Source organism: Neorhizobium sp. IRS_2294 (assembly GCF_050500145.1).
GTDB classification, from domain to species: domain Bacteria; phylum Pseudomonadota; class Alphaproteobacteria; order Rhizobiales; family Rhizobiaceae; genus Neorhizobium; species Neorhizobium soli.
The window spans coordinates 499,954-526,267 of record NZ_CP191439.1 but is presented as its reverse complement, the minus strand read 5'-3'; the positions used below and the strand labels follow the sequence as shown (position 1 = coordinate 526,267).

General features: G+C 59.3%; 17 protein-coding genes. 12 read left to right on the top strand and 5 right to left on the bottom strand.

The genetic code is table 11. The features are described 5' to 3' along the window. Entirely contained in the window at positions 1–390 is a 390-nt protein-coding gene (gene flgB, locus ACQY1K_RS02535; protein WP_062453812.1) for a flagellar basal body rod protein FlgB, read from the bottom strand. A 297-nt stretch (positions 391–687) separates the two neighbouring features. Between flgB and ACQY1K_RS02530 the strand changes: the two genes are divergently transcribed. After that, positions 688–1,653 (top strand): flagellin, encoded by a 966-nt coding sequence (locus ACQY1K_RS02530; RefSeq protein ID WP_062579095.1) that lies wholly within the window; start codon positions 688–690, stop codon positions 1,651–1,653. Between the two features lie 142 nt (positions 1,654–1,795). On the opposite strand, the gene ACQY1K_RS02525 is transcribed toward ACQY1K_RS02530, so the two are convergent. From ACQY1K_RS02525 to flgF, 3 genes are read right to left on the bottom strand one after another with little or no spacing between them, the layout of a single operon-like run. Then, positions 1,796–2,341, bottom strand: coding sequence for a flagellar protein (locus tag ACQY1K_RS02525; protein WP_430258880.1), 546 nt, complete (start codon positions 2,339–2,341; stop codon positions 1,796–1,798). A 12-nt stretch (positions 2,342–2,353) separates the two neighbouring features. Then, on the bottom strand, positions 2,354–3,745 hold the full coding sequence (fliI, locus tag ACQY1K_RS02520; RefSeq protein WP_062453815.1) for a flagellar protein export ATPase FliI: 1,392 nt from the start codon (positions 3,743–3,745) through the stop codon (positions 2,354–2,356). Between the two features lie 18 nt (positions 3,746–3,763). Continuing rightward, complete coding sequence (gene flgF / locus ACQY1K_RS02515) at positions 3,764–4,498, bottom strand: flagellar basal-body rod protein FlgF (protein ID WP_062453816.1); 735 nt, start codon at positions 4,496–4,498, stop codon at positions 3,764–3,766. 205 nt (positions 4,499–4,703) lie between these two features. Between flgF and motA the strand changes: the two genes are divergently transcribed. From motA to glf, 6 genes are all read left to right on the top strand, one after another. After that, a complete protein-coding gene (gene motA, locus ACQY1K_RS02510; RefSeq protein WP_062453817.1) occupies positions 4,704–5,576 on the top strand; it encodes a flagellar motor stator protein MotA in 873 nt (290 codons plus the stop codon). 2 nt (positions 5,577–5,578) lie between these two features. Then, complete coding sequence (locus tag ACQY1K_RS02505) at positions 5,579–6,517, top strand: FliM/FliN family flagellar motor switch protein (protein WP_192078242.1); 939 nt, start codon at positions 5,579–5,581, stop codon at positions 6,515–6,517. 55 nt (positions 6,518–6,572) lie between these two features. Then, a complete protein-coding gene (locus tag ACQY1K_RS02500; RefSeq protein WP_430258226.1) occupies positions 6,573–6,908 on the top strand; it encodes a hypothetical protein in 336 nt (111 codons plus the stop codon). A gap of 28 nt (positions 6,909–6,936) precedes the next feature. After that, on the top strand, positions 6,937–7,170 hold the full coding sequence (fliN, locus tag ACQY1K_RS02495; protein WP_430258225.1) for a flagellar motor switch protein FliN: 234 nt from the start codon (positions 6,937–6,939) through the stop codon (positions 7,168–7,170). 28 nt (positions 7,171–7,198) lie between these two features. Further along, positions 7,199–8,236: a flagellar motor switch protein FliG gene (gene fliG, locus ACQY1K_RS02490; RefSeq protein WP_430258224.1), complete on the top strand. Its 1,038-nt coding sequence runs from the start codon at positions 7,199–7,201 to the stop codon at positions 8,234–8,236. A 225-nt stretch (positions 8,237–8,461) separates the two neighbouring features. Then, positions 8,462–9,613, top strand: a complete 1,152-nt coding sequence (gene glf / locus ACQY1K_RS02485) for a UDP-galactopyranose mutase (RefSeq protein WP_430258223.1) — start codon at positions 8,462–8,464, stop codon at positions 9,611–9,613. 120 nt (positions 9,614–9,733) lie between these two features. On the opposite strand, the gene ACQY1K_RS02480 is transcribed toward glf, so the two are convergent. Further along, positions 9,734–12,463 carry a beta strand repeat-containing protein gene (locus ACQY1K_RS02480; RefSeq protein WP_430258222.1) on the bottom strand — a complete coding sequence of 910 codons (2,730 nt, stop codon included), beginning with the start codon at positions 12,461–12,463 and terminating at the stop codon, positions 9,734–9,736. 824 nt (positions 12,464–13,287) lie between these two features. Between ACQY1K_RS02480 and ACQY1K_RS02475 the strand changes: the two genes are divergently transcribed. From ACQY1K_RS02475 to ACQY1K_RS02455, 5 genes are all read left to right on the top strand, one after another. After that, positions 13,288–15,339, top strand: a complete 2,052-nt coding sequence (locus ACQY1K_RS02475; RefSeq protein ID WP_184654074.1) for a glycosyl transferase — start codon at positions 13,288–13,290, stop codon at positions 15,337–15,339. Positions 15,340–15,446: 107 nt separating this feature from the next. Next, complete coding sequence (locus tag ACQY1K_RS02470) at positions 15,447–22,283, top strand: beta strand repeat-containing protein (protein ID WP_430258221.1); 6,837 nt, start codon at positions 15,447–15,449, stop codon at positions 22,281–22,283. 154 nt (positions 22,284–22,437) lie between these two features. Then, positions 22,438–23,520: a flagellar biosynthesis protein FlhB gene (gene flhB / locus ACQY1K_RS02465; RefSeq protein ID WP_062453826.1), complete on the top strand. Its 1,083-nt coding sequence runs from the start codon at positions 22,438–22,440 to the stop codon at positions 23,518–23,520. A gap of 4 nt (positions 23,521–23,524) precedes the next feature. After that, positions 23,525–23,980, top strand: coding sequence for a hypothetical protein (locus ACQY1K_RS02460; protein ID WP_062453827.1), 456 nt, complete (start codon positions 23,525–23,527; stop codon positions 23,978–23,980). A gap of 130 nt (positions 23,981–24,110) precedes the next feature. Next, positions 24,111–26,309, top strand: a complete 2,199-nt coding sequence (locus tag ACQY1K_RS02455) for a DUF1217 domain-containing protein (protein ID WP_430258220.1) — start codon at positions 24,111–24,113, stop codon at positions 26,307–26,309. Positions 26,310–26,314: the final 5 nt, after the last annotated feature.

The window sequence follows — 26,314 nt, the reverse complement described above, 5'->3', positions numbered from 1 at the left end:
TCACTTGCCGACTGCGGTCAACATCATGTTGTGGAACGCCTTCACCAGCTGCGTATTCAGCTCGTACTGGCGCTTGATCTCCCCGCTCTTGGAGAGTTCGCTGGCAACAGCAACCGTGTTGCCCGACTCCTGATTGCCGATCTCGTTGTTGAGATCTTCGTCCCTGACGTCGACATTGTCCGAGCCAAGGCCGACGCTGGCGAAATGGGCCGAATTGGTGCGCGCCATCGGGATGTTCGAGGCGTCGAGTACCGATTGGAACGGCGTCACGTCCTGTGCCCGGTATTGCGGTGTATTCGCGTTGGCGATGTTGGTGCTGACGACTTGTTGCCGGATCGACAGCCACTCCGCCTGCCTGGAGGCAAGCTCAAACAATTGGATCTGTTGCATCACGTCTTCTCCGTCTTCTCGACAAAGGAGTAAGATTAGAAACTTGCGTGGGACTTGTGCTGATGCCCGCAGACCCGCGGCGAGCCCGGCATCCAAGATGAATGCTGCGTGGGTGCGGACCCGTTGCACGAGGTTTTGCGGGTCGACCGTTGAGGCCTAATTAACTTTCTGTTAAACATAAGCTTACAAATTGCTGCAAAAGCGATGGGCCTGCGTCTTCGACCAGGCGGGCATGAAGCCATTCGATCGCAGCCAGATGTTTTGGCAAAATCCCTTATTTTTCAAGGATCATGCCTGATGTCCGACGCTATCTCCGTCAGCTATATCCAGAGTGCTTTGCAGACTCTGCTGTTTACCAGTGATTCGCTGGAAGAGGCACAGAAGCGTACCTCCAGCGGCTACAAGATCAATTCCCCGGCGGATAATGCGAGCTACTGGTCGGTCGCAAATTCGATGACGTCGGACACGAAAATTCTGAGCAGTGTGAACGATGCGCTCGGTCTTGGCGCCGCAAAGGTCGATGCCGCCTATTCCGCTGTCGAATCGTCGATCGATATTGCCGACCAGATCGTGGCCAACCTGACCACCGCCAAGGAAGACGGTGTCGACCAGAGCGCCGTCAACGCCACAATCAGCGATCTCAAGGCCAGCCTCTCGTCACTGATCAAATCCGCATCGTTCGGGAGTGACAACTGGCTTTACAACTCGTCGGAGGCCGACGCTGGCGCGAAGACCGTTCCGGCCTATTTCCAGCGCAGTGTGTCGGGTTCAGTATCGCTGTCCTACGCGACATTCGATGCAACAAATTCCACGCTGATCGATACCGGCGATGCAAACCGCGGGCTTCTTACGAGCTCGATCGATCCGAGTACTCTTGCCTCGAACGGAACCGGCTCGGGCAAACAGTATTATCTGCTGGACGCAGGGTCGGAGATCGCCACGGATGGTTCCCCGATCGAACTGACCGACGAGACGACGTCCGAAGACATCGACGACATGATCAACGTCATGAACTACATTCAGCAGAAGCTGACGACGCTCGGTTCAACGCTTGGGACGATGTCGAACCGGATCGATACCCAGTCGAGCTTCGTTTCGAGCCTGGCGGACGTGTTTGACAAGAGCATCTCGCACCTCATCGATGCGGACATGGAGGCGGAGTCGACCAAGGTCAGCGCCTATCAGGCCCAGCAGGAGCTTTCGTCCCAGATCCTCGGCATGGCCAATACCCATCTGCAGAGCCTCGCGACCCTCTTTAGGTAGGGCGGCCCTCTTCAGCGCCACGGCTCTGAAATTTTCGCAATAAAAAGCCTCGGACGCCGGTGAACTGACCCCATCAAAGCTGGATCAGCTTTGATGGGCAGCGTACGGACGTGCCGAAGCTTTTTGCTGTGCTGCCAGTTGCTTACTGGGCGCTCTCGTACATTTCTCCGGTGGAGGTGACGATCACCCATTTGCCGTTCTTCTGGGTAAGCGCGGCCAGACGGCTGTTGTCCGGCAGGACCGAACCCGTCTGAACAATGTACATTCCCCGATCGTCCTCGATCATCGCGCGTCCGTTGGCGACGTGAAGAAGACGGAAGCTAGAGCGTCCAGGGAACGGCTGCTGAGTGCCCGTGTCCTCGCCTTTCGCATCGGCCGCGCCCGCCTTGGGAACTGTTGCCGTTACAAGCAGGTCGGTCGGGTCCTCGGGCGGTCTGCGGGCCACCGACATCGGCGGCACTTCGACCACGTCGCGCTGACGGAAGCTGCGCAGGTCGCGCAGTTGCTCCCAACCCGAAACGTTGACGCCGAACTTATCTTCGTTGAGGAGGACGTACCACGGGAACATGGCGGCGGCGACGGCGAGCAACAACGTGCCGCCCTTCAGCGTGATGTCTGCCGCCGTGGTCTTTTCGTCCGACTTCTTCTTGAAGCGTTTTGCCAGTTTCTGCCGTTGCGTGAATTTCATCCCCAATCCTCATCAACCCCTCTTGAGAGCCGGCATCTGGCCTTGGGCCGCGACATTGCGCAGCGCGATGGCCAGCTCCGCGTAGGCGTCGGCAACGCGCTTGTCGCCGGGCGTCTGCTTCAGCACTTCATAGATCGCGGGCACCTGCCTCACCGCCATGTCGAGATCGGCATCGGTCCCTTGCCGGTAGCCACCGATCAGGCGCAGATCGCGGGTTTCCTCGAAGCGATGCATCAGTGTTTTCAACCGCATGACCAGTTTCTCCTGGTCGGGCGTCCAGGCCTTTCGGGCTAGACGCGAGATCGACGACAGGGGATTGATCGGCGGGTAGCGACCTTCGTCGGCGAGACCGCGCTCCAGCACGATGTGCCCGTCGAGAATGCCGCGGGCGGAGTCGGAGACCGGATCGTTGTGGTTATCGCCGTCGACGAGGACGGAAATGATGGCGGTGATCGTGCCGCTGTCTTCGAGGCCCGGCCCTGCCCGTTCCAGCAGTTTGGGCAGTTCGGTAAACACCGAAGCCGGATAGCCGCGCGAAATCGGCAACTCGCCGCCGGCGATCGCGACTTCACGCACCGCATGCGCAAAGCGCGTCACGCTGTCTGCGATGAACAGCACGTTTTCGCCCTTGTCGCGAAAGTGCTCGGCAATGGTCATGGCGATCAGCGGCGCCATCTTGCGCAGCATCGGGCTTTCATCGCTCGTGGCCACCACGGCGATGGATTTCTTCATGTTCTCGCCCATCGTGTCTTCGATGAATTCGCGCACCTCGCGGCCGCGTTCCCCGACGAGGGCAATCACGACGCGGTCGAACGCATCGGCGCCGGCCATCATCGACAGGAGTGTCGACTTGCCGACGCCGGAGCCTGCGAAAATGCCGAGACGCTGGCCGAAGCAGAGCGGCGTGAAGATATCGATCGCCTTGACGCCGGTACGGAAACCTTCCTCGACGCGACGGCGGGACATGGATGGCGGCGCGGTACTCATGATCGACCGCGCCACGTCGCCCTGCACGAGCGGGCCGCGGTCGTCGATCGGCCGGCACAGCGCATCGATGGCGCGACCACACCAGCTGTCATGCGGGGATACCTTGAACTCACCGATGCGCAGAACACTGTCACGGATGCCGATCGGCTCGCCCGGTTCGATCGGGCAGATATGAACCTGGTCGGACTCGACCTTGATCACCTGGCCGAGATGCGTACCAACACTGCTGCAATGCTCGACGAAGTCGCCCAGCCTGACATGTTTCGAAAGGCCGCTGACGGTGTAATAGGTCGCGGAAATTGCGGTGACCACGCCGCCCGGTGCAAACGCAAAGGCCGGCCCGGTGTGGCGCCCAACGAGGGCTGCCAAGAGATCGAGCTTGTTTGCCGGGCCGTGAACTGTCTGACTTGCGGTCATGAGGGATCGTTTTCCGGCTTACTGGCTACCGCCCAAGGTCTTGATGGCCTCGGTGAAGCTGCTGTCTGTGGAGCTGAGAAGCGAGGAAATGCTTTCAAAATTGCGGCTGATCGAAATCAGCTCGGTCATCTGGCCGATGCCGTTGACGTTCGACTGCTCGATAAAGCCCTGCATGACGCCGACGTCGCTGTTGTCGACGACCGGCTGTGCCGGTGACGACGGCAGGACGCCGCTGTTTTCATAGCGCAGATAGCCCTTGGAAAGATCGGCCTGGAAGAGGCCGAGCGAAGCGACAATCCTGCCGTCCTGCATGATGCGACCATCGGTGCCGACCGAGGGCGGGCCGCCGTTGCGGTCGAGCTGGATGGCGCCACCGCCGGCATCGAGAACCGGATAGCCCCGGATCGACTGGAGTTCGCCCGTGTCTGCCATGGTGAAGCGTCCGTCACGGGTCAGGACCTGGCCCGCCGGCGTATCGATCGCCATCCATGCGTCACCCTTGACCGCAAAGTCGAGAGGGTTGCCGGTCTGCTGCAGTTCTCCCGATCTCGTGGAGAGGTAGTCGTTGCCCTGCGACACGAAGGAAACCGACGCGGAGATGTTGTTATCGATCTTGGCGAGCATCTGGTCGAACTTTACTTCGGTCGCCCGGAAGCCGACGGTGTTCATGTTGGCCATGTTGTCCGCGACGGTCGTCAACCGCCGCTCAAGCGCCATTTGGGCCGACAGGCCAACATAAATACCAGATTGCATCGATGGATCTCCTGAGATGAAGCGGCTCCTACCATCGAGGAATCGCCGAGCGGCCTGAACCGGCCTTCGTGCGCATTCAAACAGGGGTTGCTTGTGTGAAGCTGATCGAAAGTGCGAAACGGCGGAGAGGCCGCGATAGCCAGCTTCACGCAAGGCTACCCGCCTAGATGTTCCGCTGCATTAATGACGGCGGATACACATCAAAATGATGATCATTGTGGGTTTCATAATCACTATTGGCTGCGTGCTTGGTGGCTTCATGGCCATGGGCGGCCATCTCAATGTTCTGTTCCAGCCTTTCGAGCTGGTGATCATCGGCGGCGCAGGCCTGGGCGGCTTTATCATGGCCAACCCGATCAAGGTCGTGAAAGACAGCGGCAAGGCACTGGGTGAAGCCTTCAAGTTCGCGGTTCCCAAGGAGCGCGAATATCTCGACATCCTCGGCGTTCTCTACGCACTGATGCGCGACCTCAGAACCAAGCCGCGCAACGAGATCGAAGCGCATATCGACAATCCGCAGGAATCGTCGATCTTCCAGACGGCTCCGACGGTTCTGAAAAACAAGCAGCTGACCGTGTTCATCTGCGACTATGTTCGCCTGATCATCATCGGCAACGCCCGCAGCCACGAGATCGAAGCGCTGATGGACGAAGAGCTGGAGACGATGCTGTCCGACAAGCTCAAGCCCTATCATGCGATTACCGCAATGGGTGACTCGTTCCCGGCCATCGGTATCGTCGCCGCCGTTCTCGGTGTCATCAAGGCCATGGGCAAGATCAACGAGTCGCCTGAGGTCCTGGGCGGACTGATCGGCGCCGCACTGGTCGGCACCATGCTCGGTATCATTCTCTCCTACTGCGTTTGCAATCCGCTGACCTCGCAGATCAAGGTCGTCCGCACAAAGCAGCATCGCCTCTACACGATCGTCAAGCAGACGCTCATCGCCTACATGAACGGCTCCGTACCGCAGGTCGCTCTCGAATACGGTCGCAAGACCATCGGCAACGGCGATCGTCCTTCGATCGACGCCGTCGAGCAGGAGATGATGAACCCCGGTGGTGAGAGCAAGGCGGCCTAACGATGAACAATCCGTCGAGCGAAGTCACTAAGCCGATTGACCCGATCGTCCTTGCGCGGCTGACAGGCAGCCTGGGTGACGTGAAGACGATTGCCCATTGCTGCAGCGATGTTGCGGCCCTGCAATGCCAGCTTCTCGGCGATGTCGTCCAGGAGGAAATGCAGCTCGACATCGGCGTCGAATATGCCGGCCACGTCTCCGGTCTGCGCTCTCAGGTCATCGCGGGCCTTGGCTCGGGTTACACGCTTGTCAGCGCCAGTCAGCGCAACTGGTGTACCCATTTCGTGATCGCCACCCGGAACAGCCTGCCGATCGCCATGATCGCGCAGCTGCTCGGCGATACCGACCAGCCTTCTGACGACACGCGCACGTTGACGTCTATCGAGGGCGATATCGCATCGCTGCTCGTTTCGCGGATCGCGGGCGTGCTTCGCCTCGGCCTCGGCCCCAAGGGGGAGTTCGAGCCGGTGCTGTCGCCATGCTATCCGATCACCGACTACGCCCGGCAATCGCTGGAGATCCCCGACTGTTTCGCAGCCGCGGTCCGGCTTCAGGTCAAGCTTGGATCGCTGACGGGGGAGGTCGTGATCGTCATTCCGCAAAGCGTGTTGCTGAAGACGACGATCACCCGTCCTTCCGGACAACTGGCAAACAGTCTTCCGGCGCCGGCCGACGCCGTTGCCGATCACGTGCTGCGCTCGCAGATCGATCTTTGCGCGCGCATCAAGCTCACGCCGCTCAAGCTTGGCTCAATTGCCAGATTGAAGCCTGGTGATACCATACCGTTCGAAGACATCGGCGACATTGGGGTCGATATGGATGCGAACGGGAAACTGATCTACCGCTGCGAGTTCGGCCGGTCCGGCGACAGCTATTCCGTAAAGATAAAATCCAACGTCTCTCCAGACGGCAATATACTCAAAAAAATTCTCGATAATTGACGCGGCGCTTCCGCGCCCGGCAGCTTCAGACAAGTTTCGATGTGGATAATAGATCATGGCTAGAAAAACGACCGTCAAAAACGAACTGACTGAAGATCCGATCGCTTCGAGCAGCCTGGATCTGGAACACGCGATCGACGACCTACGTGGCGCATTGAAGGCGGACGAGGACGGCACGCTGCTGTCGGCCGATCCGTTCGCGTCACCGGCCTCCGATTTCGGCAGCGACAGCTTCGGTTCGAACGGATTTCGGAACGAGCGACTTTGGCTCGACCGATTTCGGCGGCAGCGACTTTGGTGGTGGCGACCTTGGCAAGTCCGACTTCGGAGCCAGCAGCTTTGGTGGTGGCGCAAGTGCGATGCCGAGCTTCGGATCCGACACGCATGGTGAAAGCCTCGAGGCCAATCATGACCTCATCTTGGACATTCCGATCGATGTCCAGATCGTGCTCGGTTCAAGCCGCATGCCGGTCAAGGCTCTGATGAGCCTCAAGGAAGGCACGACGATCACGCTCGACAAGAAAATCGGCGAGCCGGTCGATATCACCGTGAACGGTCGCCTGATCGCCCGCGGCGAAATCACGCTTCTCGAAGACGACGATACACGCTTCGGCGTAAAGCTCACTGAATTGTCAGGAGCTCCCAAGAGCTAAAATGAATTTAGCGTTTTAGGACAAGCCCATGATGGACTTCGATACCTTTAGTGACAACCTGCCCGGCCAGCCGCTTTCTCAGGCAGAGAAAGCGGCTGCGGTTCTGCTCGCAATGGGAACGGGCGTTGCAGGTAAGCTGCTGAAGTATTTTACCCAAGCCGAACTGCAGACAATCATTGCCTCCGCGCAGAGCCTGCGCGCCATTCCGCCAGACGAACTGACCACTCTCGTCAACGAGTTCGAAGACCTGTTCACCGAAGGAACAGGTTTGATGGACAACGCCATGGCGATGGAAAAGATTCTCGACGAAGGCCTGACGCCGGAAGAGGTCGACGGCCTGCTGGGAAGACGCACCGCGTTCCAGACCTACGAGGACAGTCTCTGGGACCGTCTTCTGGACGCCGATCCGGTTTTCATCTGCAAGTATCTCGGCCGCGAACACCCGCAGACGATCGCCTACATCCTTTCCATGCTGCCTTCCGCCTTCGGTGCGAAGATCCTGGTCGAGCTGCCGGAGAGCCTGCGCGCCGACATCATGAAGCGTGCGGTGAACCTCAAGAACGTCAATCCGCAGGCGGTGCAGATCATCGAGAAGCGGATCGCCGATCTGGTCAACGAAATCGATGCCGAGCGGAACTCGACCGGCCCGGTCAAGGTCGCAGACCTGATGAACCAGCTCGAAAAGCCACAGGTCGATTCCCTGCTGGAATCGCTGGAACTGGTCAGCCAGGAAGCAGCGCAGAAGGTTCGCCCAAAGATCTTCCTGTTCGAAGATCTCATGGTCATGCCGCAGCGCAGCCGTGTCATCCTGCTCAACGATATCGCGGGCGACATCCTGACGATGGCGCTGAAAGGTTCGTCGGCACCGATGCGCGAATCCGTGCTCGTCTGCCTCAGCCCACGCCAGCGCCGCATGGTCGAATCGGATCTTGCCGCCGGCGGTACGATCAACCCGCGCGAAGTGGCGCTTGCCCGCCGCGCGATCTCGCAGGAAGCGATCCGGCTTGCCAATTCCGGCCAGATCGAACTCAAGGAAAAAGAAGCACCGGCAAGCGAAGCGGCCTGATTGCCTCCGCTGCCGGACGCATCCAACACCGAAATGCCCGCCTCGTGCGGGCATTTTGTTATCCTTCGCCATCTCGGATGCGGTCAAGCATAGCCGGGACACGATGGAAACTATGCTCGCAGCGCCGCGAATCGGTTAAGGCTTTCGCGCTCGCCGAGCTGGACGAGTATGGGGAGATGTCGCGCTTTCGTGGGCCGACATGCTGAATGCCACTGGGAGAGATCGATGTCGAATAAGCGCATATTGCTGGTCGGAGCCGGATTGTCGGGCGCCGTCATCGCCAGGAAACTTGCGGAGGCCGGTCATTCCGCTGTCGTTCTCGACGAGCGCGCCCACATCGCCGGCAACTGTTTTACCGAGCGTGACAGCGATACGGGCGTGATGGTGCATGTCTACGGACCGCACATCTTTCATACCGACGATGAGCCGGTCTGGGATTATGTCAACCGGTTCCAGACCTTCATGCCCTATGTCAACCGCGTGAAGACGACCAGTGGCGGGCGCGTGTTCCTGCTGCCGATCAACCTGCACACGATCAACCAGTTCTTCGGCAAGACGCTGCGACCCGACGAGGCAAGAGAGTTCATCGCGTCGCTGGCCGATACGTCCATCGGTGAGCCGAAGACGTTCGAGGAACAGGCTTTGAAATTCGTCGGCCGTGATCTCTACGAAGCGTTCCTGAAGGGCTACACAGTCAAGCAATGGGGCTGCGAGCCGAGCCAGCTGCCGGCCAGCATTTTGAAGCGTCTGCCCGTCCGTTTCAACTATGACGACAACTACTTTTTCCATCGTTTTCAGGGCATGCCTGAGAACGGCTATACGGAAATGGTCGAACGCATCCTCAATCACGAGCGCATCGACGTCAGGCTCGGGACCCGTTTCACCCGGCCAGATGCCGCGTCATTCGACCATGTCTTCTATTCGGGACCGCTTGACGGTTACTTCGACTTCGAACTGGGTCGGCTAGGCTATCGGACGCTGGATTTCGATCGCTTCAGCTACAACGGCGACTACCAGGGCTGCGCCGTGATGAACTACGGCGATCTCGACATTCCCTATACCCGGATTACAGAGCACAAGCATTTCTCGCCTTGGGAAACCCATGAGAAGAGCATCTGCTACCGGGAATATTCGCGCGCCTGCGGACCAAGCGACATCCCCTACTATCCGATCCGCATGGCCGACGAAAAGGCCCTGCTCGAGCGCTATGTCGAGCTGGCCCAGACGCAGCAGAACGTGACATTCGTCGGCAGGCTCGGCACCTATCGCTACCTCGACATGGACGTGACGATCCGCGAGGCCCTGGACACGGGGGACGCCTATATCAACGCCCTGCAGGGGAAAGGCGCGCTCGGAGCGTTTTTCGTTAATCCGTAGGGAATAGTCAGCGGCAACTATGTGTCTAACTGCTGCGGCGCGGTTAAAAACCGCGCCGCAGCTTTGAATTGAGCGCTGTTGGGAAGACCATAGAGTCTGTGATCTTCCCGTTAGTCGCAATCAGTAGTTTTTGTACGCCGCAACAACGGCCTCAACCTGCGCAGTGTTCAATGCCTGAAGCTGCGCTGAAGACAAAGCAGCCATGTGGCCGCTGGCGAGTCCGGCGAGTGCGTCCGTGGAGAAGCCGGCGACCGCCTTCACGCCAATAGCAGAGATCTCGTCGGTAGAGAACAATCCGAGCTCTGCGGAGTCCAGGGTTCCTATCTGGGCGGAGCTCAGACCCGCGATCTGCGTGCTGGTCAGCGCCGTCACCTGATCGGAAGACAGGGTGCCGAACTGGGTGGCTGACAGCGCTGCAAGCTGCGTCGAGCTCAGAGCCGCGACATTGGCCGTGCTGAGCTTGGTGAGATCCAAGCCACCGATCGCCTTTTTGCTGATCGCAGCCATCTCTTCGGAGGAGAAGGTCGCGAGCTGGCTCGAGGACAAGGCGGCAAGCTGGGTCGAAGAAAGTCCTGCAACCTGTGTCGTGGTCAGAGCTTCCGCATTGGCTGTCGTGAGACCGGCGATTGCGTCAGTCGAGAGGCCTGCAAAAGCCTTGGCGCTGATGGCAGCAATTTCGTCAGTGGAGAACAGTGCAATTTCTGCGGAGTCCAGGGTTCCTATCTGGGCGGAGCTCAGACCCGCGATCTGCGTGCTGGTCAGCGCCGTCACCTGATCGGAAGACAGGGTGCCGAACTGGGTGGCTGACAGCGCTGCAAGCTGCGTCGAGCTCAGAGCCGCGAAATTGGCCGTGCTGAGCTTGGTGAGATCCAAGCCACCGATCGCCTTTTTGCTGATCGCAGCCATCTCTTCGGAGGAGAAGGTCGCGAGCTGGCTCGAGGACAAGGCGGCAAGCTGGGTCGAAGAAAGTCCTGCAACCTGTGTCGTGGTCAGAGCTTCCGCATTGGCTGTCGTGAGACCGGCGATTGCGTCAGTCGAGAGGCCTGCAAAAGCCTTGGCGCTGATGGCAGCAATTTCGTCAGTGGAGAACAGTGCAATTTCTGCGGAGTCCAGGGTTCCTATCTGGGCGGAGCTCAGACCCGCGATCTGCGTGCTGGTCAGCGCCGTCACCTGATCGGAAGACAGGGTGCCGAACTGGGTGGCTGACAGCGCTGCAAGCTGCGTCGAGCTCAGAGCCGCGAAATTGGCCGTGCTGAGCTTGGTGAGATCCAAGCCACCGATCGCCTTTTTGCTGATCGCAGCCATCTCTTCGGAGGAGAAGGTCGCGAGCTGGCTCGAGGACAAGGCGGCAAGCTGGGTCGAAGAAAGTCCTGCAACCTGTGTCGTGGTCAGAGCTTCCGCATTGGCTGTCGTGAGACCGGCGATTGCGTCAGTCGAGAGGCCTGCAAAAGCCTTGGCGCTGATGGCAGCAATTTCGTCTGTGGAGAACAGTGCAATTTCTGCGGAGTCCAGGGTTCCTATCTGGGCGGAGCTCAGACCCGCGATCTGCGTGCTGGTCAGCGCCGTCACCTGATCGGAAGACAGGGTGCCGAACTGGGTGGCTGACAGCGCTGCAAGCTGCGTCGAGCTCAGAGCCGCGACATTGGCCGTGCTGAGCTTGGTGAGATCCAAGCCACCGATCGCCTTTTTGCTGATCGCAGCCATCTCTTCGGAGGAGAAGGTCGCGAGCTGGCTCGAGGACAAGGCGGCAAGCTGGGTCGAAGAAAGTCCTGCAACCTGTGTCGTGGTCAGAGCTTCCGCATTGGCTGTCGTGAGACCGGCGATTGCGTCAGTCGAGAGGCCTGCAAAAGCCTTGGCGCTGATGGCAGCAATTTCGTCAGTGGAGAACAGTGCAATTTCTGCGGAGTCCAGGGTTCCTATCTGGGCGGAGCTCAGACCCGCGATCTGCGTGCTGGTCAGCGCCGTCACCTGATCGGAAGACAGGGTGCCGAACTGGGTGGCTGACAGCGCTGCAAGCTGCGTCGAGCTCAGAGCCGCGAAATTGGCCGTGCTGAGCTTGGTGAGATCCAAGCCACCGATCGCCTTTTTGCTGATCGCAGCCATCTCTTCGGAGGAGAAGGTCGCGAGCTGGCTCGAGGACAAGGCGGCAAGCTGGGTCGAAGAAAGTCCTGCAACCTGTGTCGTGGTCAGAGCTTCCGCATTGGCTGTCGTGAGACCGGCGATTGCGTCAGTCGAGAGGCCTGCAAAAGCCTTGGCGCTGATGGCAGCAATTTCGTCAGTGGAGAACAGTGCAATTTCTGCGGAGTCCAGGGTTCCTATCTGGGCGGAGCTCAGACCCGCGATCTGCGTGCTGGTCAGTGCGGTCACCTGATCGGAAGACAGGGCGCCGAACTGGGTGGCTGACAGAGCTGCAACCTGCGTCGAGCTGAGAACTGCGACAGTGCCTGTGCTGAGCATGGCAACATCCAGGCCAGCGATCGCACTCTTGCTGATTGCAACGATCTGCGTGCTATCAAGAGACCCGATCTGCGCAGTTGAGAGCTCAGCAACCTGGCTGCTGTAAAGACCTGCCACCTGGGCGGTGGAGAAGCCATCGAGCTGAGCAGAGCTGAGAATTTCGATCTGAGCCAGGGTCAAGCCCCCGAGTGCCTTTACCGAGATAGCGCTCATATCCGCTGAATCGAATCGAGCCAGGCTGTCGGTCGAAAGGGCCGCAATCTGCAATGAGCTGAGGGATGTGATTTGAGCACTGCCCAAAGCATCGACATCTTCCGAGGTCAGCCCCGCGATCGTGGTCGTCGATAGTTTGGAAATCTGCGTATTAGATAGGGAAGAGATGATCGTGGTCATGGACGTGTCCTTGATGTCGTTAACGAGAGGTCACGCCTATCTGCCGTCAGACACCCACACACCTGGCGGCAATCCGACCTTGCGCAAATACAGCGAAACAAAAGGGGACATGGCTCACGTGAACCTCGGCGTCGGAAAGGCATCATGCAATTCGAGCCAGAACATAGCTCGGATTTCCCACGCTCACTTGTGCGAAAACTTGAACGCTGTTTTCGCGCCCTAAATTATTTAGCCGAGAAGTCTTAAATGAGGCTTAACAAGGGCACAGGTATAATTGTTGGCGCTCCAGCCGACACTTTATTCGGTTAAACGCTAAGATGCCTTGAGAGTTTCGCGGCTTGGAATAAAACAGTGGTACTCATAGTATATAAGGAATTGTTGAATTTCTAAAGTCACTTAGCCACCGCTTGTTTCAATCAAAAAGGCGCCGGCTACAATGACAATCGTCATTTTACCAAAACATCTCAGCCCTTAAGCTTGAACGTCGGGGATAACTCTCTGAGGATAAAAAACTCAAGCGTACCTATCAAGACAAACGGCTATGGCATCACTCACGTTTGTTGTTGGCCTATTGCGCCGGAGACGAGAACGATCTGGCATTCATAGACATGCTGCACTAGGCCATCCTTCTTTGGACCGCGGCCCTGGATAAGCTTGTCGCTGGTGAGCGACATCATCGCGCGAGCCACTGCACCCCTGGATTGCCCTCGCCCCGTTTCGCGACCGCGATAACAAGCCCTACGCAAGCTACCCCCGATAATCACAAGGATAAGACGCGTGTAGTGCGTCAATCGTCAGCAACGCTGCCTTGGAACGGGATGGTCATGAACGCCAATATCGCACCTGCAACTGCCCAGGCTTCGCCCTTCGACAACATTCTGGAGAAGGCGCAGAACCAGCAACTTTCGCTTGGCGATCTGTTTCAGGTGGCCGAAGCGCTCAATTCCAGCGGTCAGCAGGCGCGGGCCGTTGAGGTCTACAAGGTGTGGACCGCCTTCAACGAGAACCACCCGCTTCTGCATGTCGCCTATTTCAACTATTCCGTGACGCTGAGACAGATGGGTGACAATGCGGGCGCCATTCTCGCCTTGCAGGCCGCCAACAAGCTCGAACCGCTATTTGGTCCCGCCCATATCAACCTGGGACGTACCCTCGAAGATTCCGGGCTGATCAACCAGGCGCTCGAGAAATGGCGCACCTATATCGATCTGACCGACGAAGTCATTCCTGACCGCATCAACAACCGCCTGATGGCCATGCAGCATACCGGCCGCGTGCTCGAAAACGCAGGTCGGCTGGATGATGCGGAATCCATCCTGTGGCAGGCGATCGAACTGCAGCCAAACAAGACGGAGGCCGGCCAGCACTGGAGTTCGATTCGCCAGCGCCAGTGCAAATGGCCGGTTCTGACTACGACATCGCCGCATGTGACGCCGCGCCAGCTTCTCGATGCGATGTCGCCGCTGACGCTGTCGTGCTATTCGGACGATCCGATGTTCCAGCTGGCCAAGGCCTATCGCTACAGCAAGCAGCTTATCGGCGGGCCGTTCGACCTCAGCGCCTTCCCCCGCAAGGCGGCCAAGAAAAAGACCGGAACCGGGCAGCGTCTGCGCATCGGTTATCTCTCATCAGACCTTCGCGACCATGCCGTCGGTTTCGCATTGCGTGAAGTGCTCGAGTTGCATGACAAGGATAGCGTCGAGATCTACGCCTACTATTGCGGCGAGGCCCGCACCAACGATGCCACGCAAGACCGCATCAAGGCGGTCGCCGACCAGTGGCGCGATATTGCGGCACTTGGCGATGCGGAAGCGGCGAAGACCATCCGCGCCGACGAGATCGATATCCTGATCGACGTCAACGGCTATACGAAAATGGCCCGTGCGAAAATCTTCGCCTACCGTCCGGCACCGGTCATCGTCAATTTCTGCGGCTATCCGGGATCGATCGGCAGCCCGTTCCACCAGTACATGATTGCCGACGGTCACATCGTGCCACCGGAAAACGAGATCTTCTACACCGAGAAGGTGCTGCGGATCGCCTGCAACCAGCCGATCGACCGCAAGCGCGTAATCGCCCCGACGCCGAGCCGCATCGATGCCGGACTGCCGGACGGCGCCTTCGTCTATGCCTGCTTCAACGGCATGCAGAAGATCACATCGGACTGCTTCAATCGCTGGATGAAGATCCTGTCTGCAACGCCCGGCAGCGTCCTCTGGCTGCTCGCGGGGGACGAGGATGCCAATGTGCGGCTGCGTCAGTTGGCAGAAAAGCAGGGCATCGCGGCAGAACGGCTGATCTTCGCGCCGAAAGCGCCGAACGCCAATCACCTTGCCCGCATCGCCTGTGCCGATCTCTTCCTCGATACATTCCCCTACGGCGCGCATTCGACGGCATCGGACGCCATCACCATGGGTCTTCCGATCCTCACCGTGTCGGGCAACGGCTTTGCCTCGCGGTTCTGCGGCAGCATTGTTGCCGCCGCCGGCATTCCGGAGATGATCTGCGCCACACCGGAGGAGTATGTCGCGCGCGCCATCGGCTTTGCGCATGACCGCGAGAGCCTGCGCGCGATCAGAACGTCGCTCTGGGACAAGCGCGACACGAGCGCGCTTCGGGACATGCCCGGCCTGGCGCGTCGGCTGGAAGAACTCTACTGGCAGATGCAGGGCGAGGCCGAGCGTGGCGAGACGCCGGTGCCCGATCTTCGCAATCTCGACATCTATTACGAAGTCGGCGCGGAGCTCGTTCTCGAGGGGATCGAGTTCGAAACTGCCGATGCCTACCGGAAGCGCTACACATCCAAGCTGGCATATCAGAACGAATATGCGCCGATTCCCTACGACGACCGTTTCTGGAAACAAAACAAGGGCTGAACTGTCCTGACCCGGCTGTTCTCGATCGAGAGCGTCCGGGTTTTCGGCAGTCTCAAAGGCTCAAAATCCATTTTTAAAATCAAATGCCGCATCAAGGATCATAGCGTATGACCTCGACCATTTCCTCCCTGAGTGCCTCTCAGGTCAGGTCCCTCTCAACGGCAAGCGTCGCTGCGTGGACCACGGAAGATGTCGCATCGCTTTCGACCAAGCAGATCGCTGCGATGTCGTCCTCGCAGATTGCGGCCCTTGATGTCGAAGACGTCGACGTGATGAACACGGTGCAGCTCAATGCCATTTCGCAAAATGCGATCATCGGCCTGACGCTGGACCAGTTGTCCATTCTCAACGGGAACGAAATCGCCAGCCTGAGCACGAGACAGGTTTCCTCACTGTCGACCGCACAGATCAGCAGCCTTTCGGACGATCAGGCCGAGGCTCTGACCTCCGTCCAGGTCGGCGCCCTCACCTCGGAACAAATCGCGGCCCTTACACCCGACGAGATCGCAACATTTTCGACCGCCGACATGGCTGCGATCAGCGCGAAAGGTGTGCGCGGCCTGACATCGACGCTGATCGCCGCACTGTCGGAAGAACAGGTTGCAGCGCTCAACACAGCGGCGATTTCCAATCTCGCCACGAGCCAGATCGATGCCTTTTCCGCCGATCACCTTGCAGCGCTGAAGACAATCCAGATTGCCGCTCTCGGCGGGTCGCAAATGGGCGCATTGACCAGCAACGATATCGCGGCGCTGTCGACGGATCAGGTTGCGGCGCTCAACACAAGGGCGATCGTCGGTCTCAACACCGATCAGATTGCTGCTCTGTCCATCGACCAGGCCGAAGCGCTATCCTCGGTCCAGGTAAAAGCGCTGACCTCGATCCAGCTCGCGGTTCTGAGCGCAGAAGCGATCGAAACGTTTTCGACGGCGGACATCGCATCGATCAGCAGCAAGGCGGTCTCCGGTCTGACAACCGACGTGATCTCAGCCCTGTCCGAACAGCAGATTGCCGCCCTGACCGTGGGGACGGTTGCGAAGCTTTCGGCAACGCAGGTGGCAGCGCTCTCGGTCGATCAGTTCACTGCCATGGCAACAGCGCAGATCGCAGCGCTCAGCGCAACGCAGATCACCGCAATCAGCACGGGGACCATAGCCGAATTTTCCACGCAGCAGATTGCTGCACTCGGAACCGCGACCGTTGCCAAGCTTTCGACGGTGCAGATTGCAGCACTTTCCGAAGATCAAGCGGAAGCGCTCTCCTCGGTCCAGGTAAAGGCCCTGACCTCGTCGCAGATCGCAGCCTTCAGCGATTCGGCAATCGCCACCTTCTCGACCGACGATATCGCTGCCATCAGCAATCGTGGCATTGCGGGGCTGACCGTCGAGAACATTGCCGCGCTGACAACCGGACAGATCGCTTCGCTCAGCACGTCCGCCATTTCCAACCTCGGCACGGACCAGATTGCCGCCCTTTCGGTCGAACAGGCCGAGGCCTTGTCTTCGGTCCAGATCAAGGCGCTGAGCTCGAAGCAGCTTGCCGCACTGTCGCCGGAGGCAGTCGCGACCTTTACCACCGCCGAAATCGCCGCGATCAGCAGCAAGGGTATCGGCGGCCTCAGTTCGGATGCGATCGCAGGACTTTCCATCAGCCAGGTCGCGGCTCTCGGCACGGGTGCGATCGCCAAGCTTTCGACAACCCAGATCGCCAGCCTTTCGGCCGAGCAGGCGGATATCCTATCCACCCTGCAGATCGCGGCACTGACCTCGAAACAGCTTTCAGCGCTTTCCCCCGAGGCAATCGCGACGTTTACGGCCGCAGAAATCGCGACGCTCACCAACAAGAGCATCGGCGGCCTCAGCACCGATATCATTGCGGCACTCACGACAGCGCAGATCGCCGCTCTCGGGACGAGCGCGATTGCCAACCTCGGCACGCAGCAGATTGCGGCACTGTCGACGGATCAGGTGGCTACGCTTTCGGCGGCTCAGGTGAAGGTACTGTCTTCCAAGCAGGTTTCTGCGCTGACGGAAGACGGTATCGCGACACTGTCGACGAACCAGGTGGCAGCACTGTCAACAGGTGCCATCAAGGGCTTGGTCGCGGACCAGATCGGTGCAATGTCGACCCGGCAGGCCGAAAGCCTGACGTCGGCACAGGTCGGCGCCCTGTCGTCGAAACAGCTCTCGGCGTTCGACGATGATCACATCGCCACCTTCTCGACGCTCGATATTGCAGCAATCGGATCGAGCGCGGTTGGCGGGCTGTCGGAGGATGCGATCTCGTCGCTCTCCGCAAGCCAGATCGCAGCGCTTGGGACAGGTGCCCTGGCGGCACTTGGTACAGGCCAGATCGCAGCTTTTGCGACATCCCAGATCGGAGCATTGAGCACCCAGCAGATCGCCGCCCTGAAACCGACACAGATCGCAGCGCTCGGCGCGAGCGACATTGCGGTTCTCTCCACGGCGCAGGTCGCCGCACTGAGCGCCTCCGCAGTGGCAGCGCTTGGCGTCGATCAGGTCGAGGCTCTCACATCCGCACAGATCACGGTGCTCGGCTCCAAGCAGATGGCGGCCCTGACATCGACGCAGGTCGCAGCGCTTGATACCGCCGACATCGCACGGCTATCTTCCATGCAGGTCGCAGCCCTAAGCGCCTCCGGCGTTGGGGGTCTCAGCACCAGACAACTCGCCGTTCTGTCGGTTGATCAGGCCGAAGCGCTGAATTCCAATCAGATCGGTGCACTCACATCCTCGCAGCTTGCTGCACTCGGGACCGACGACATCGCGACATTCTCGACCAAGGAGATTTCGGCGATCGGTTCGGGCGCAATTTCGGGTCTGTCCACGTCAACGATCGCCAGCCTGTCGAGCGAGAAGATCGTGGCGATCAGCACAGCCGGTATCTCCGGCATGACGACACGGCAGGTCGATGCCCTGAGCGCTGGTCAGATCGCGATCCTTTCCACGAAGCAGGTGTCGGCGCTGACCTCGCTGCAGGTCTCTGTTCTTGAGACTACAGATATTGCCGCTCTTTCCTCGAGCCAGGTGAACGCACTCAGTTCCACCGGTGTTGTCGGCCTGACCACGAGCCAGATTGCCGCGCTCTCCTCGGATCAGATCGCAGCGCTGTCCACCCGCCAGGCTGCGGTTCTGAGCTCGTCGCAGATCGTGGCGATCATCTCCAACAATATCGAGGCGTTTTCCGCCAAGAACCTCGGCGTGATCAGCTCCAGCGCGGTTGCCGGGCTTTCAACATCGGTCATCGCTGCTCTTTCGACCGCAGCCATCGCGGCGCTCAGCACGAACGGCATTTCCGGACTGACGACGAAACAGGTGGATGCGCTGACATCCGACCAGGTTTCGGTCCTCACCACGAAGCAGCTCGCGACACTGACCTCGGCGCAAGTCGGTGCTCTCGGCGCCAGCGACGTGACCGTGCTGACGACGTCCCAGATCGCGGCGCTTAGCGCGGCGGGTGTCGCCGGGCTTTCGACCGGCCAGCTGAGTGCGTTGAGCACGGCGCAGGTCGAAGCCATGACGGCCTCGCAGGTCGGCGCGCTCAGCTCTAAGCAGCTTGGAGCGCTCGGCACCGACGACATCGCCACATTCTCCACCGCAGATATCGCCGCGATCGGCTCGGACGCCATTGCCGGCCTCTCCACCGACATGATCGCGGCACTGTCGGTCGACCAGGTCGATTCGCTCAGCACAGCCGGCATAGCCGGTCTCAGCACCAGGCAGATCGACGCCATGGACTCGGCGCAGATCGAGGCGCTGACAAGCAAGCAGGTCGCGGCCCTCAATTCCCGGCAGGCGACGGCGCTCGACACTGCCGATATCGGCAAATTCTCGACGCAGGATATTGCAGCGATCGGCTCCGACCTCATCGTCGGGCTTTCGACCGCCGTGATCGCAGCACTGACCACCGATCAGGTCGCAGCGCTGAGTGCAGCCGGACTGTCCGGGCTGTCGACGAAGCAGATCCAGTCTCTGACAAGCGACCAGATCGGATCGCTGTCATCGTCCCAGATTGCCGTTCTCAACTCCAAGCAGATCGCAGCGCTGGATACGGAAGATGTCGCGGCCCTTTCGGCCGGCCAGATCGCCGCTCTGAGTTCTAGCGGCGTTACGGGGCTTTCGAGCGCTCAGATCAGCGTCCTTAGCACCGCTCAGGTCGAGGCCTTTACGGCGACCCAGGTTGGCGCCTTCAGTTCATCGCAGATTGCAGCGCTTGGCGCCGACGATCTTTCGACCTTCTCGGAGGCCGATATCGCAGCGATCAGCTCGGCTGCGATGCAGGGTCTGTCGACCGCGACCATCGCGGGCTTTTCGGCAGACCAGATCGAAGCGCTAGGCACCGCCAATATCGCCGGCCTGACGACGGCTCAGGTCGGGGCGATGAGCACGGATCAGCTGTCTGCGCTGACCACGAGCCAAATCAAGAACCTGACCTCGCGGCAGATTTCGGCGCTCGGCACATCCGGGATCGCTGCCTTCTCCCACGATCAGATCGAAGCGCTCAACACGGCCGCCATCGCGGGGCTGACAACGGCCCAGATGAGCAGCATGAGCAGCGATCAGATCGAAGCTCTGACGTCCGTTCAGGTTGCCATGCTGAGTTCGACGCAGATCGCATCGCTTGGCACGGACGATCTGGCGACATTCAGCACTGGCGATCTTTCGGCGATCAGTTCGTCGGCCATGCAGGGGATCTCGACAGCGACGATTGCAGGCTTCTCCGCCGATCAGATCTCTGCACTCGGCACCGGCGGCATTGCCGGGCTGACAACGGCCCAGATCAATGTCCTCAGCACCGATCAAGTCGGCGCACTCACCACCGGCCAGCTTTCGGCTCTGACATCGAGGCAGGTGGCAGCGCTCGGCACCGACGACATTCTTGCCATCTCGGCCGATCACATTTCGGCGCTCAACCCGTCGGTGATCGCCGCTTTTTCGACGGTCCAGATCGCAGCGCTCAGCACGAGCCAGTCGGAGGCACTGACATCCAGCCAGATCGCCACCTTGAGCTCAGGCCAGATCGCAGCCTTCGGCCTTGACGACATCGAGACATTCTCGACTGCAGACATCGCCGCCATCACGTCCAAAGCCGTGCCCGGCCTGTCGACGTCGATGATCGCGGCACTTTCGACCGACCGGATCGCGGCTCTCAGCGCCGACGGCATTGCAGGCCTGTCGACCGCCCAGATCAATGCCCTGAGCGTGTTGCAGGTGGAAGCCCTGACGACTGCACAGTTCTCGGTGATGACGTCCCGCCAGCTTGCGGTGCTCGGCACGGACGATCTGGCGATGCTGTCGCCGAACGATATCGCGGCGCTCAACACAGGCGCGATATCAGGCCTCTCGGCGACCCAGATTGCCGCCTTGACGGTCGATCAGGTGGAGGCATTCACCTCCGATCAGGTGGGCATGCTCACATCCACACAGCTTGCCGCGCTTGGCCAGGACGATATCGAATCGTTCTCGACCAGTGACATTGCCGCGATCAGTTCGAAGGCGATGCCTGGCCTTTCCACAGCAATGCTGTCGGCGTTTTCGGTCGAGCAGATCTCCGTGCTCGGTACCGGCGGCATTGCAGGACTTTCGACGGCGCAGATCGTCGTCTTGAGTTCGATGCAGATCGAAGCTTTGACGACCACGCAGATCGCGGTCTTCACGTCCAAGCAGATTGCAGCGCTCGACACCGGCGATCTCGCCGTTCTCTCGAGCCAGCAACTCGCGGCCATCAGCTCGGCCAGCGTCGGCGGACTTTCGACGGCAACGATCGGCGCCTTCACGACGGAGCAGATCGCGGCCTTGAGCCCGGCGGCGATCTCGGGTCTCTCCACCAGCCAGATCAACGCCATCAGCGTCGATCACCTGGAAGCGCTGACGACCGACCAGGTCGGCGCCCTGACCTCCAAGCAGATGGCCTCGCTCGGCACAGACTATATCGCAGCACTTTCGGTCGAACAGATCGCAGCGATCGGTGCCGGCGGCATTTCCGGTCTCGGCAGTGTTCAGATCGCGGCTCTCAATACCGAGCAGATCGACGCGTTCACGACGAGCCAGATTGCGGCGCTGAGTTCCGGCGCGCTGATGGGGCTCTCGTCGGAAGATTTCGAAACCTTCTCGACGGCGGATCTGGCAGCGATCAGCTCATCCGCAATCAAGGGCCTTTCGACCGGCTTTATTGCCGCGCTTTCTAACGATCAGATTGCATCCTTGAGTGCCGGCAGCGTCGGCGGCCTGACAAGCCTGCAGATCGACGCCATGAGTTCGCAGCAGATCGACGCGCTTTCGACCGAACAGCTTGCGGGCCTCAGCGCCAACGGACTTGGGGGGATTTCGGCAGACGATTTCGGCACGTTCACACTCGAAGAACTGGCCGTTCTCAACCCGACTTCGGTCAAGGGACTGCCGGTCAGCATCATCGCAGGTCTTTCCACGATCCAGATCGGCGCGCTGACGACCAGCCAGGTGGCCGGCCTCGGCTACAACCAGATCGTCGCCATGAGCACCGATCAGCTCGCCGCATTGTCGGTCGATCAGGTCGGGGCCCTGGGCGCGCTTCAGGCATCTGGCATCGGCGCCGACGATATTCTCGGCTTCACCACCGAGGAGATTGCCGCCTTCAGCACCGGTGCGATCTCAAGCTTGAGCACGCTGGTCATCGCGTCGCTCACCACGGCACAGGCAGAGGCCCTCACACCGCTGCAGGTCAACGCGATGACGTCGGCACAGATTTCCGCACTGACGGATGCGGGCCTTGCGACATTCTCGGCCGAAGACATCTCGCTCATCAGTGCCTCGGGGATCTCCGGCATATCGACGGCAGACATCTCGCATCTGACGAGCGACCAGCTTGCGGCGTTGATCGATACGCAGATGGGATCGTTGAGCCCGGACCAGATCTCCGCCGTGATTGCCCGCTATGTCGCGTAAGTAAGGTTCCCCGCGTCGCGGTGAACCGCTCGACGGCCGTTGGGTTCAAAGCATCTGTGAGAAACCGGTAAACCTTGCGGCGCGGCACGGGCGGACAGATGCCACCGCGCCGTGCTTCTGCTAAGCTTGCTGCCGATGAAGCAGGAGTTGGCTCTTGTCCGACGATCAGGATAAAGACAGCAAAACCGAAGACCCGACTGGTAAAAAAATCCAGGACGCGATGGACAAGGGCAACATCGCGATCTCGTCCGAGGTGGCGATCTTCGCCTCGACGCTTGCCTTCTACATCTACCTGATCTTCTTCCTGCCGCAAAATACCGCTCATCTGGCTGAGGTTCTTAAAGATCTGGTCGAACGCCCCGAACAGTGGCGCATCGATTCGAGCGCGGACCTGGTGTCGCTTTGCGCCTATGTGCTGCTTCAGAGCGCTTATTTCATGCTTCCGGCAGCCGTCCTTTTCATGGGCTTCGGGTTGCTGGCGTCGGCAGGTCAGCACATGCCGTCGTTCATTCTCGAACGAATCAGGCCGCAGTGGAACCGGATCTCGCCGATGTCCGGGTTCAAGCGGCTTTTCTCGATGCAGGGCATGGTCCATTTCGGCAAATCGCTGATCAAGATCGTCGCCGCCGGCATCATCATGTACCTGTCGCTGCGCAACGAGTATTTCAAACTGCTCGATTCGATCTTTTCCGACCCGCAGACGCTTTTTCCGATTCTGGCGCGAATCATCAAGAAGATGATCATCGTCGTTCTGGCCTGCACGTTTCTGGTTGCTGCACTGGATATCGCCTGGACGCGTTTCCACTGGTTTACCGAGCTTCGGATGACCAAGCAGGAAATCAAGGACGAGATGAAGCAGTCGCAGGGCGACCCTTTCGTCAAGGCGAGGCAGCGTTCGATTGCTCGTGATCGCGCCCGTCGGCGCATGATCAACAGCGTTCCGCGCGCCACACTGATCATCACCAACCCGACCCATTATGCGATCGCATTGCGGTATGTCGCGCAGGAATCGGAAGCTCCGGTTGTGGTTGCCAAGGGCCAGGATCTGATTGCGATGCGAATCCGCGAAATTGCTCAGGAGCACGGAATACCGATTTTTGAGGACCCACCGCTCGCCCGTTCCATGTTTGCGCAAGTCTCGGTTGATAGCGTCATCCCATCGGTTTTTTATAAGGCGGTCGCTGAACTGATCCATCGGATCTATGCGGGACGTCGTCAGAACAAACGGATGCGCTGACAGAATGAAAAAATGCTCCTATTCCGCCGTACGTGAAGAAATTCTCGCAAAGGCCATCGGCCCGCTTGCATCCGAATTACGGCTCATCGATGCGGCCGATCTCATTTCGCTTTTGCGGCTTGAGTATCATGCCAATATCTCGGACCTCGTCTCTTCGGCGGCCGAGCTGTATTTCCATCCCGGCACCGTGAATTTCGGCGTCGGTGGCGACTATCATCTCGACTGGGATACGCACCCATCAGTCACGCTGGACCTGGAGATCAAGCCGCGTGGCGTGACGATCCATGCTCAGCTGACGCTTCAGGCCGAAAAGGCGAGCGTCGAAATCAACTACATCAGCTTCCTTTCGCCCTCGGCCAATCCTGACGAGAACACCCGGTTTCTCGAGCGCAGTCTTCAGGACGCAGCCTTCGTACCGTCCATGCGCGGTTTGGCCGGCATGGCCGCCACGGCGAACTAAAAGGCGTCGTACCGCGGATCGTAAAGCTCCGCTTAACCGGGTCTCTGGTACATATGCTTGATTCGGCATTTGACTGCCGAATCAAGCGGCGATGCCCGGGAATGAAGCCCGATCTTTAAGGGTGAAGACCATGACTTCGACGACGCTGTCGACCTATACGAGCTACCTGATCGTCAACCGCGACATGAAGTCGTCGCTTGACCGCGTCGCCAACCAGGGCACGGTCGCTCGCGATACCGAATATTACGAAGCCAATATCGACAAGGTGACGACAGCCGACGAATTCGTCGATGACTATCGGCTGTATTCCTATGCGATGAAGGCCTATGGCCTTGAGGAAATGACCTACGGAAAGGCCTTCATGAAGAAGGTCCTGGAGAGCGATCTCAGCGATACTGCAAGCTTTGCCAATTCGCTGACCGACAAGCGCTATGCGACCATGGCGGCGGCTTTCAACTTCGGCACGAAGACCGCCGAAGCGCAGACTTCGGTTCAGGAAGATAATCTCGTCAAGGCGTATCAGGATTCCTTCGATCAGGAAGAAAAGGATATCCAGTCCGAGGTCGACTATTACAGCAAGGCCATCGCTAATATCACCGATGTCGACGACCTCCTGTCGAACAGCCGGCTGAAGACATATGTGCTCGACTCATTCGGGCTCGATGCCAAGTACACGTCCACCAGCTATCTGAAGCAGGTGTTGACCAGCGATCTCGAAGACCCGAACAGCTTTGCCAACCAGACCGGCAGCGACAAGTTCGTGGCGCTTGCCGAAGCGTTCAACTTCCAGGCTGACGGCACCGTCGCAGACGGCGACAGCGCCCAGACGAGCGGCCAGATCGAATCGCTGAGGCTCGATTACGTCTACAACAAATCGACGTTCCCATCCGATACGCTCGCGGCCGCCAACCAGACCTATTGGGAAACCAATATTTCCTCGATGACCAGTGTCGACGAGTTGGTCGACGACCCGCGGATGGTCGAGTATCTGACCACGGCCTTCAGCGTCAAAGTGCAGTTCACCTCCACGATCCGGTCGCTGCTGACCAGCGATTCGGCTGCAGCGACGCTTGGCTATACGGGCGTCAAGGCGATGTTCAATTTCCAGAGCGACGGTTCGATCGCCACTGGCGAGACCGCTCAGAACCAGACCCAGCTGGCGTCTACCAGCACCTCCTACCAGACGGCCTTCAAGGCCAACCAGGAAGATGCGGTCACCAATGCGGTCACCAACTATCAGACGCGCATCGCCGAGGTGAAAAGCGTCGATGACTTTCTAAGTTCGAATAAAGACGACGACGACGATACCAATGACGATGTGACGGAGATCTGGGACGTCGCGCTGCGCGCCTATGGGATCGATCCGGCCGATGTCAGCAAGAGCCGGCTCAAGGATATTCTGGCAAGTGATCCCAACGACCCGAAGAGCTATGTCAACCAGCTGAAAGACGACCGGTACGTCAATCTGGTCAAGGCGTTCAACTTCGACGCGGAAGGCGATATCGACACGCCTCTCCTCGTCCAGTCAGCCAGCGTCATCAGCAATTTCGCGACAGACTACAAGACGGAACAGCTCAAACTTCTCAAGGGCAGCGCTCGCGAGAAGGCTGAGGAAGCTGCCGACAAGGAAATCGACTACTACAATACCCAGATGCAGACGATCACCACGGCCGCCGAGCTTATTGCCGACGACCGCCTGGTGTCCTTCGTGCTCGAATCGAAGGGGATCGATCCCAAATCGGTCACCAAGGACGAGCTGAAGAACATGTTCTCGTCCGATCTCGACAATCCGAAAAGCTATGTGAACAGTCTTGCCAACGGCGTGTTTGCTGAGATCGTCGCATCGTTCAACTTCGATAGCGAAGGCAACCTTTCTGCGCAGCCCGTGGGCACGATCCAGCAGCGCGGCGACGTGCTGGCGACCGTCAACAACTACAAGCAACAGACGCTTGAAGAGCAGGAGGGGGAATCCAACGAGGGCGTGCGGCTGGCGCTGTATTTCGAGCGCAAGGCGGCGGACGTTACGAGCGCTTATACGATCCTTGGCGACACGGCGCTGTTCGAGTTTTTCAAGACGACGTTCAGCATGTCCGACTACATATCCAACATGGATACGGATCAGCAGGCGAGCATGATCGAGAAATACGTCGACATCTCGAAGCTTCAGGATCCGGACTACGTGACCAAGTTGATCAAGCAATACACTGCGCTCTACGATTCCGAGAACAGTTCGACGACATCGCCGGCGCTGACGCTGCTCACAACCACCGGCACGACACGCATCAGCTCCGATACGCTGCTTGCCGTCGCCCAGCTTTCATCGAAATAGAGACT

Coding starts and splice junctions, on each gene's coding strand:
- flgB (WP_062453812.1), bottom strand. CDS start 390: ATGCAACAGATCCAATTGTTTGAGCTTGCCTCCAGGCAGGCGGAGTGG.
- ACQY1K_RS02530 (WP_062579095.1), top strand. CDS start 688: ATGTCCGACGCTATCTCCGTCAGCTATATCCAGAGTGCTTTGCAGACT.
- ACQY1K_RS02525 (WP_430258880.1), bottom strand. CDS start 2,341: ATGAAATTCACGCAACGGCAGAAACTGGCAAAACGCTTCAAGAAGAAG.
- fliI (WP_062453815.1), bottom strand. CDS start 3,745: ATGACCGCAAGTCAGACAGTTCACGGCCCGGCAAACAAGCTCGATCTC.
- flgF (WP_062453816.1), bottom strand. CDS start 4,498: ATGCAATCTGGTATTTATGTTGGCCTGTCGGCCCAAATGGCGCTTGAG.
- motA (WP_062453817.1), top strand. CDS start 4,704: ATGATGATCATTGTGGGTTTCATAATCACTATTGGCTGCGTGCTTGGT.
- ACQY1K_RS02505 (WP_192078242.1), top strand. CDS start 5,579: ATGAACAATCCGTCGAGCGAAGTCACTAAGCCGATTGACCCGATCGTC.
- ACQY1K_RS02500 (WP_430258226.1), top strand. CDS start 6,573: ATGGCTAGAAAAACGACCGTCAAAAACGAACTGACTGAAGATCCGATC.
- fliG (WP_430258224.1), top strand. CDS start 7,199: ATGATGGACTTCGATACCTTTAGTGACAACCTGCCCGGCCAGCCGCTT.
- glf (WP_430258223.1), top strand. CDS start 8,462: ATGTCGAATAAGCGCATATTGCTGGTCGGAGCCGGATTGTCGGGCGCC.
- ACQY1K_RS02480 (WP_430258222.1), bottom strand. CDS start 12,463: ATGACCACGATCATCTCTTCCCTATCTAATACGCAGATTTCCAAACTA.
- ACQY1K_RS02475 (WP_184654074.1), top strand. CDS start 13,288: ATGAACGCCAATATCGCACCTGCAACTGCCCAGGCTTCGCCCTTCGAC.
- ACQY1K_RS02470 (WP_430258221.1), top strand. CDS start 15,447: ATGACCTCGACCATTTCCTCCCTGAGTGCCTCTCAGGTCAGGTCCCTC.
- ACQY1K_RS02460 (WP_062453827.1), top strand. CDS start 23,525: ATGAAAAAATGCTCCTATTCCGCCGTACGTGAAGAAATTCTCGCAAAG.
- ACQY1K_RS02455 (WP_430258220.1), top strand. CDS start 24,111: ATGACTTCGACGACGCTGTCGACCTATACGAGCTACCTGATCGTCAAC.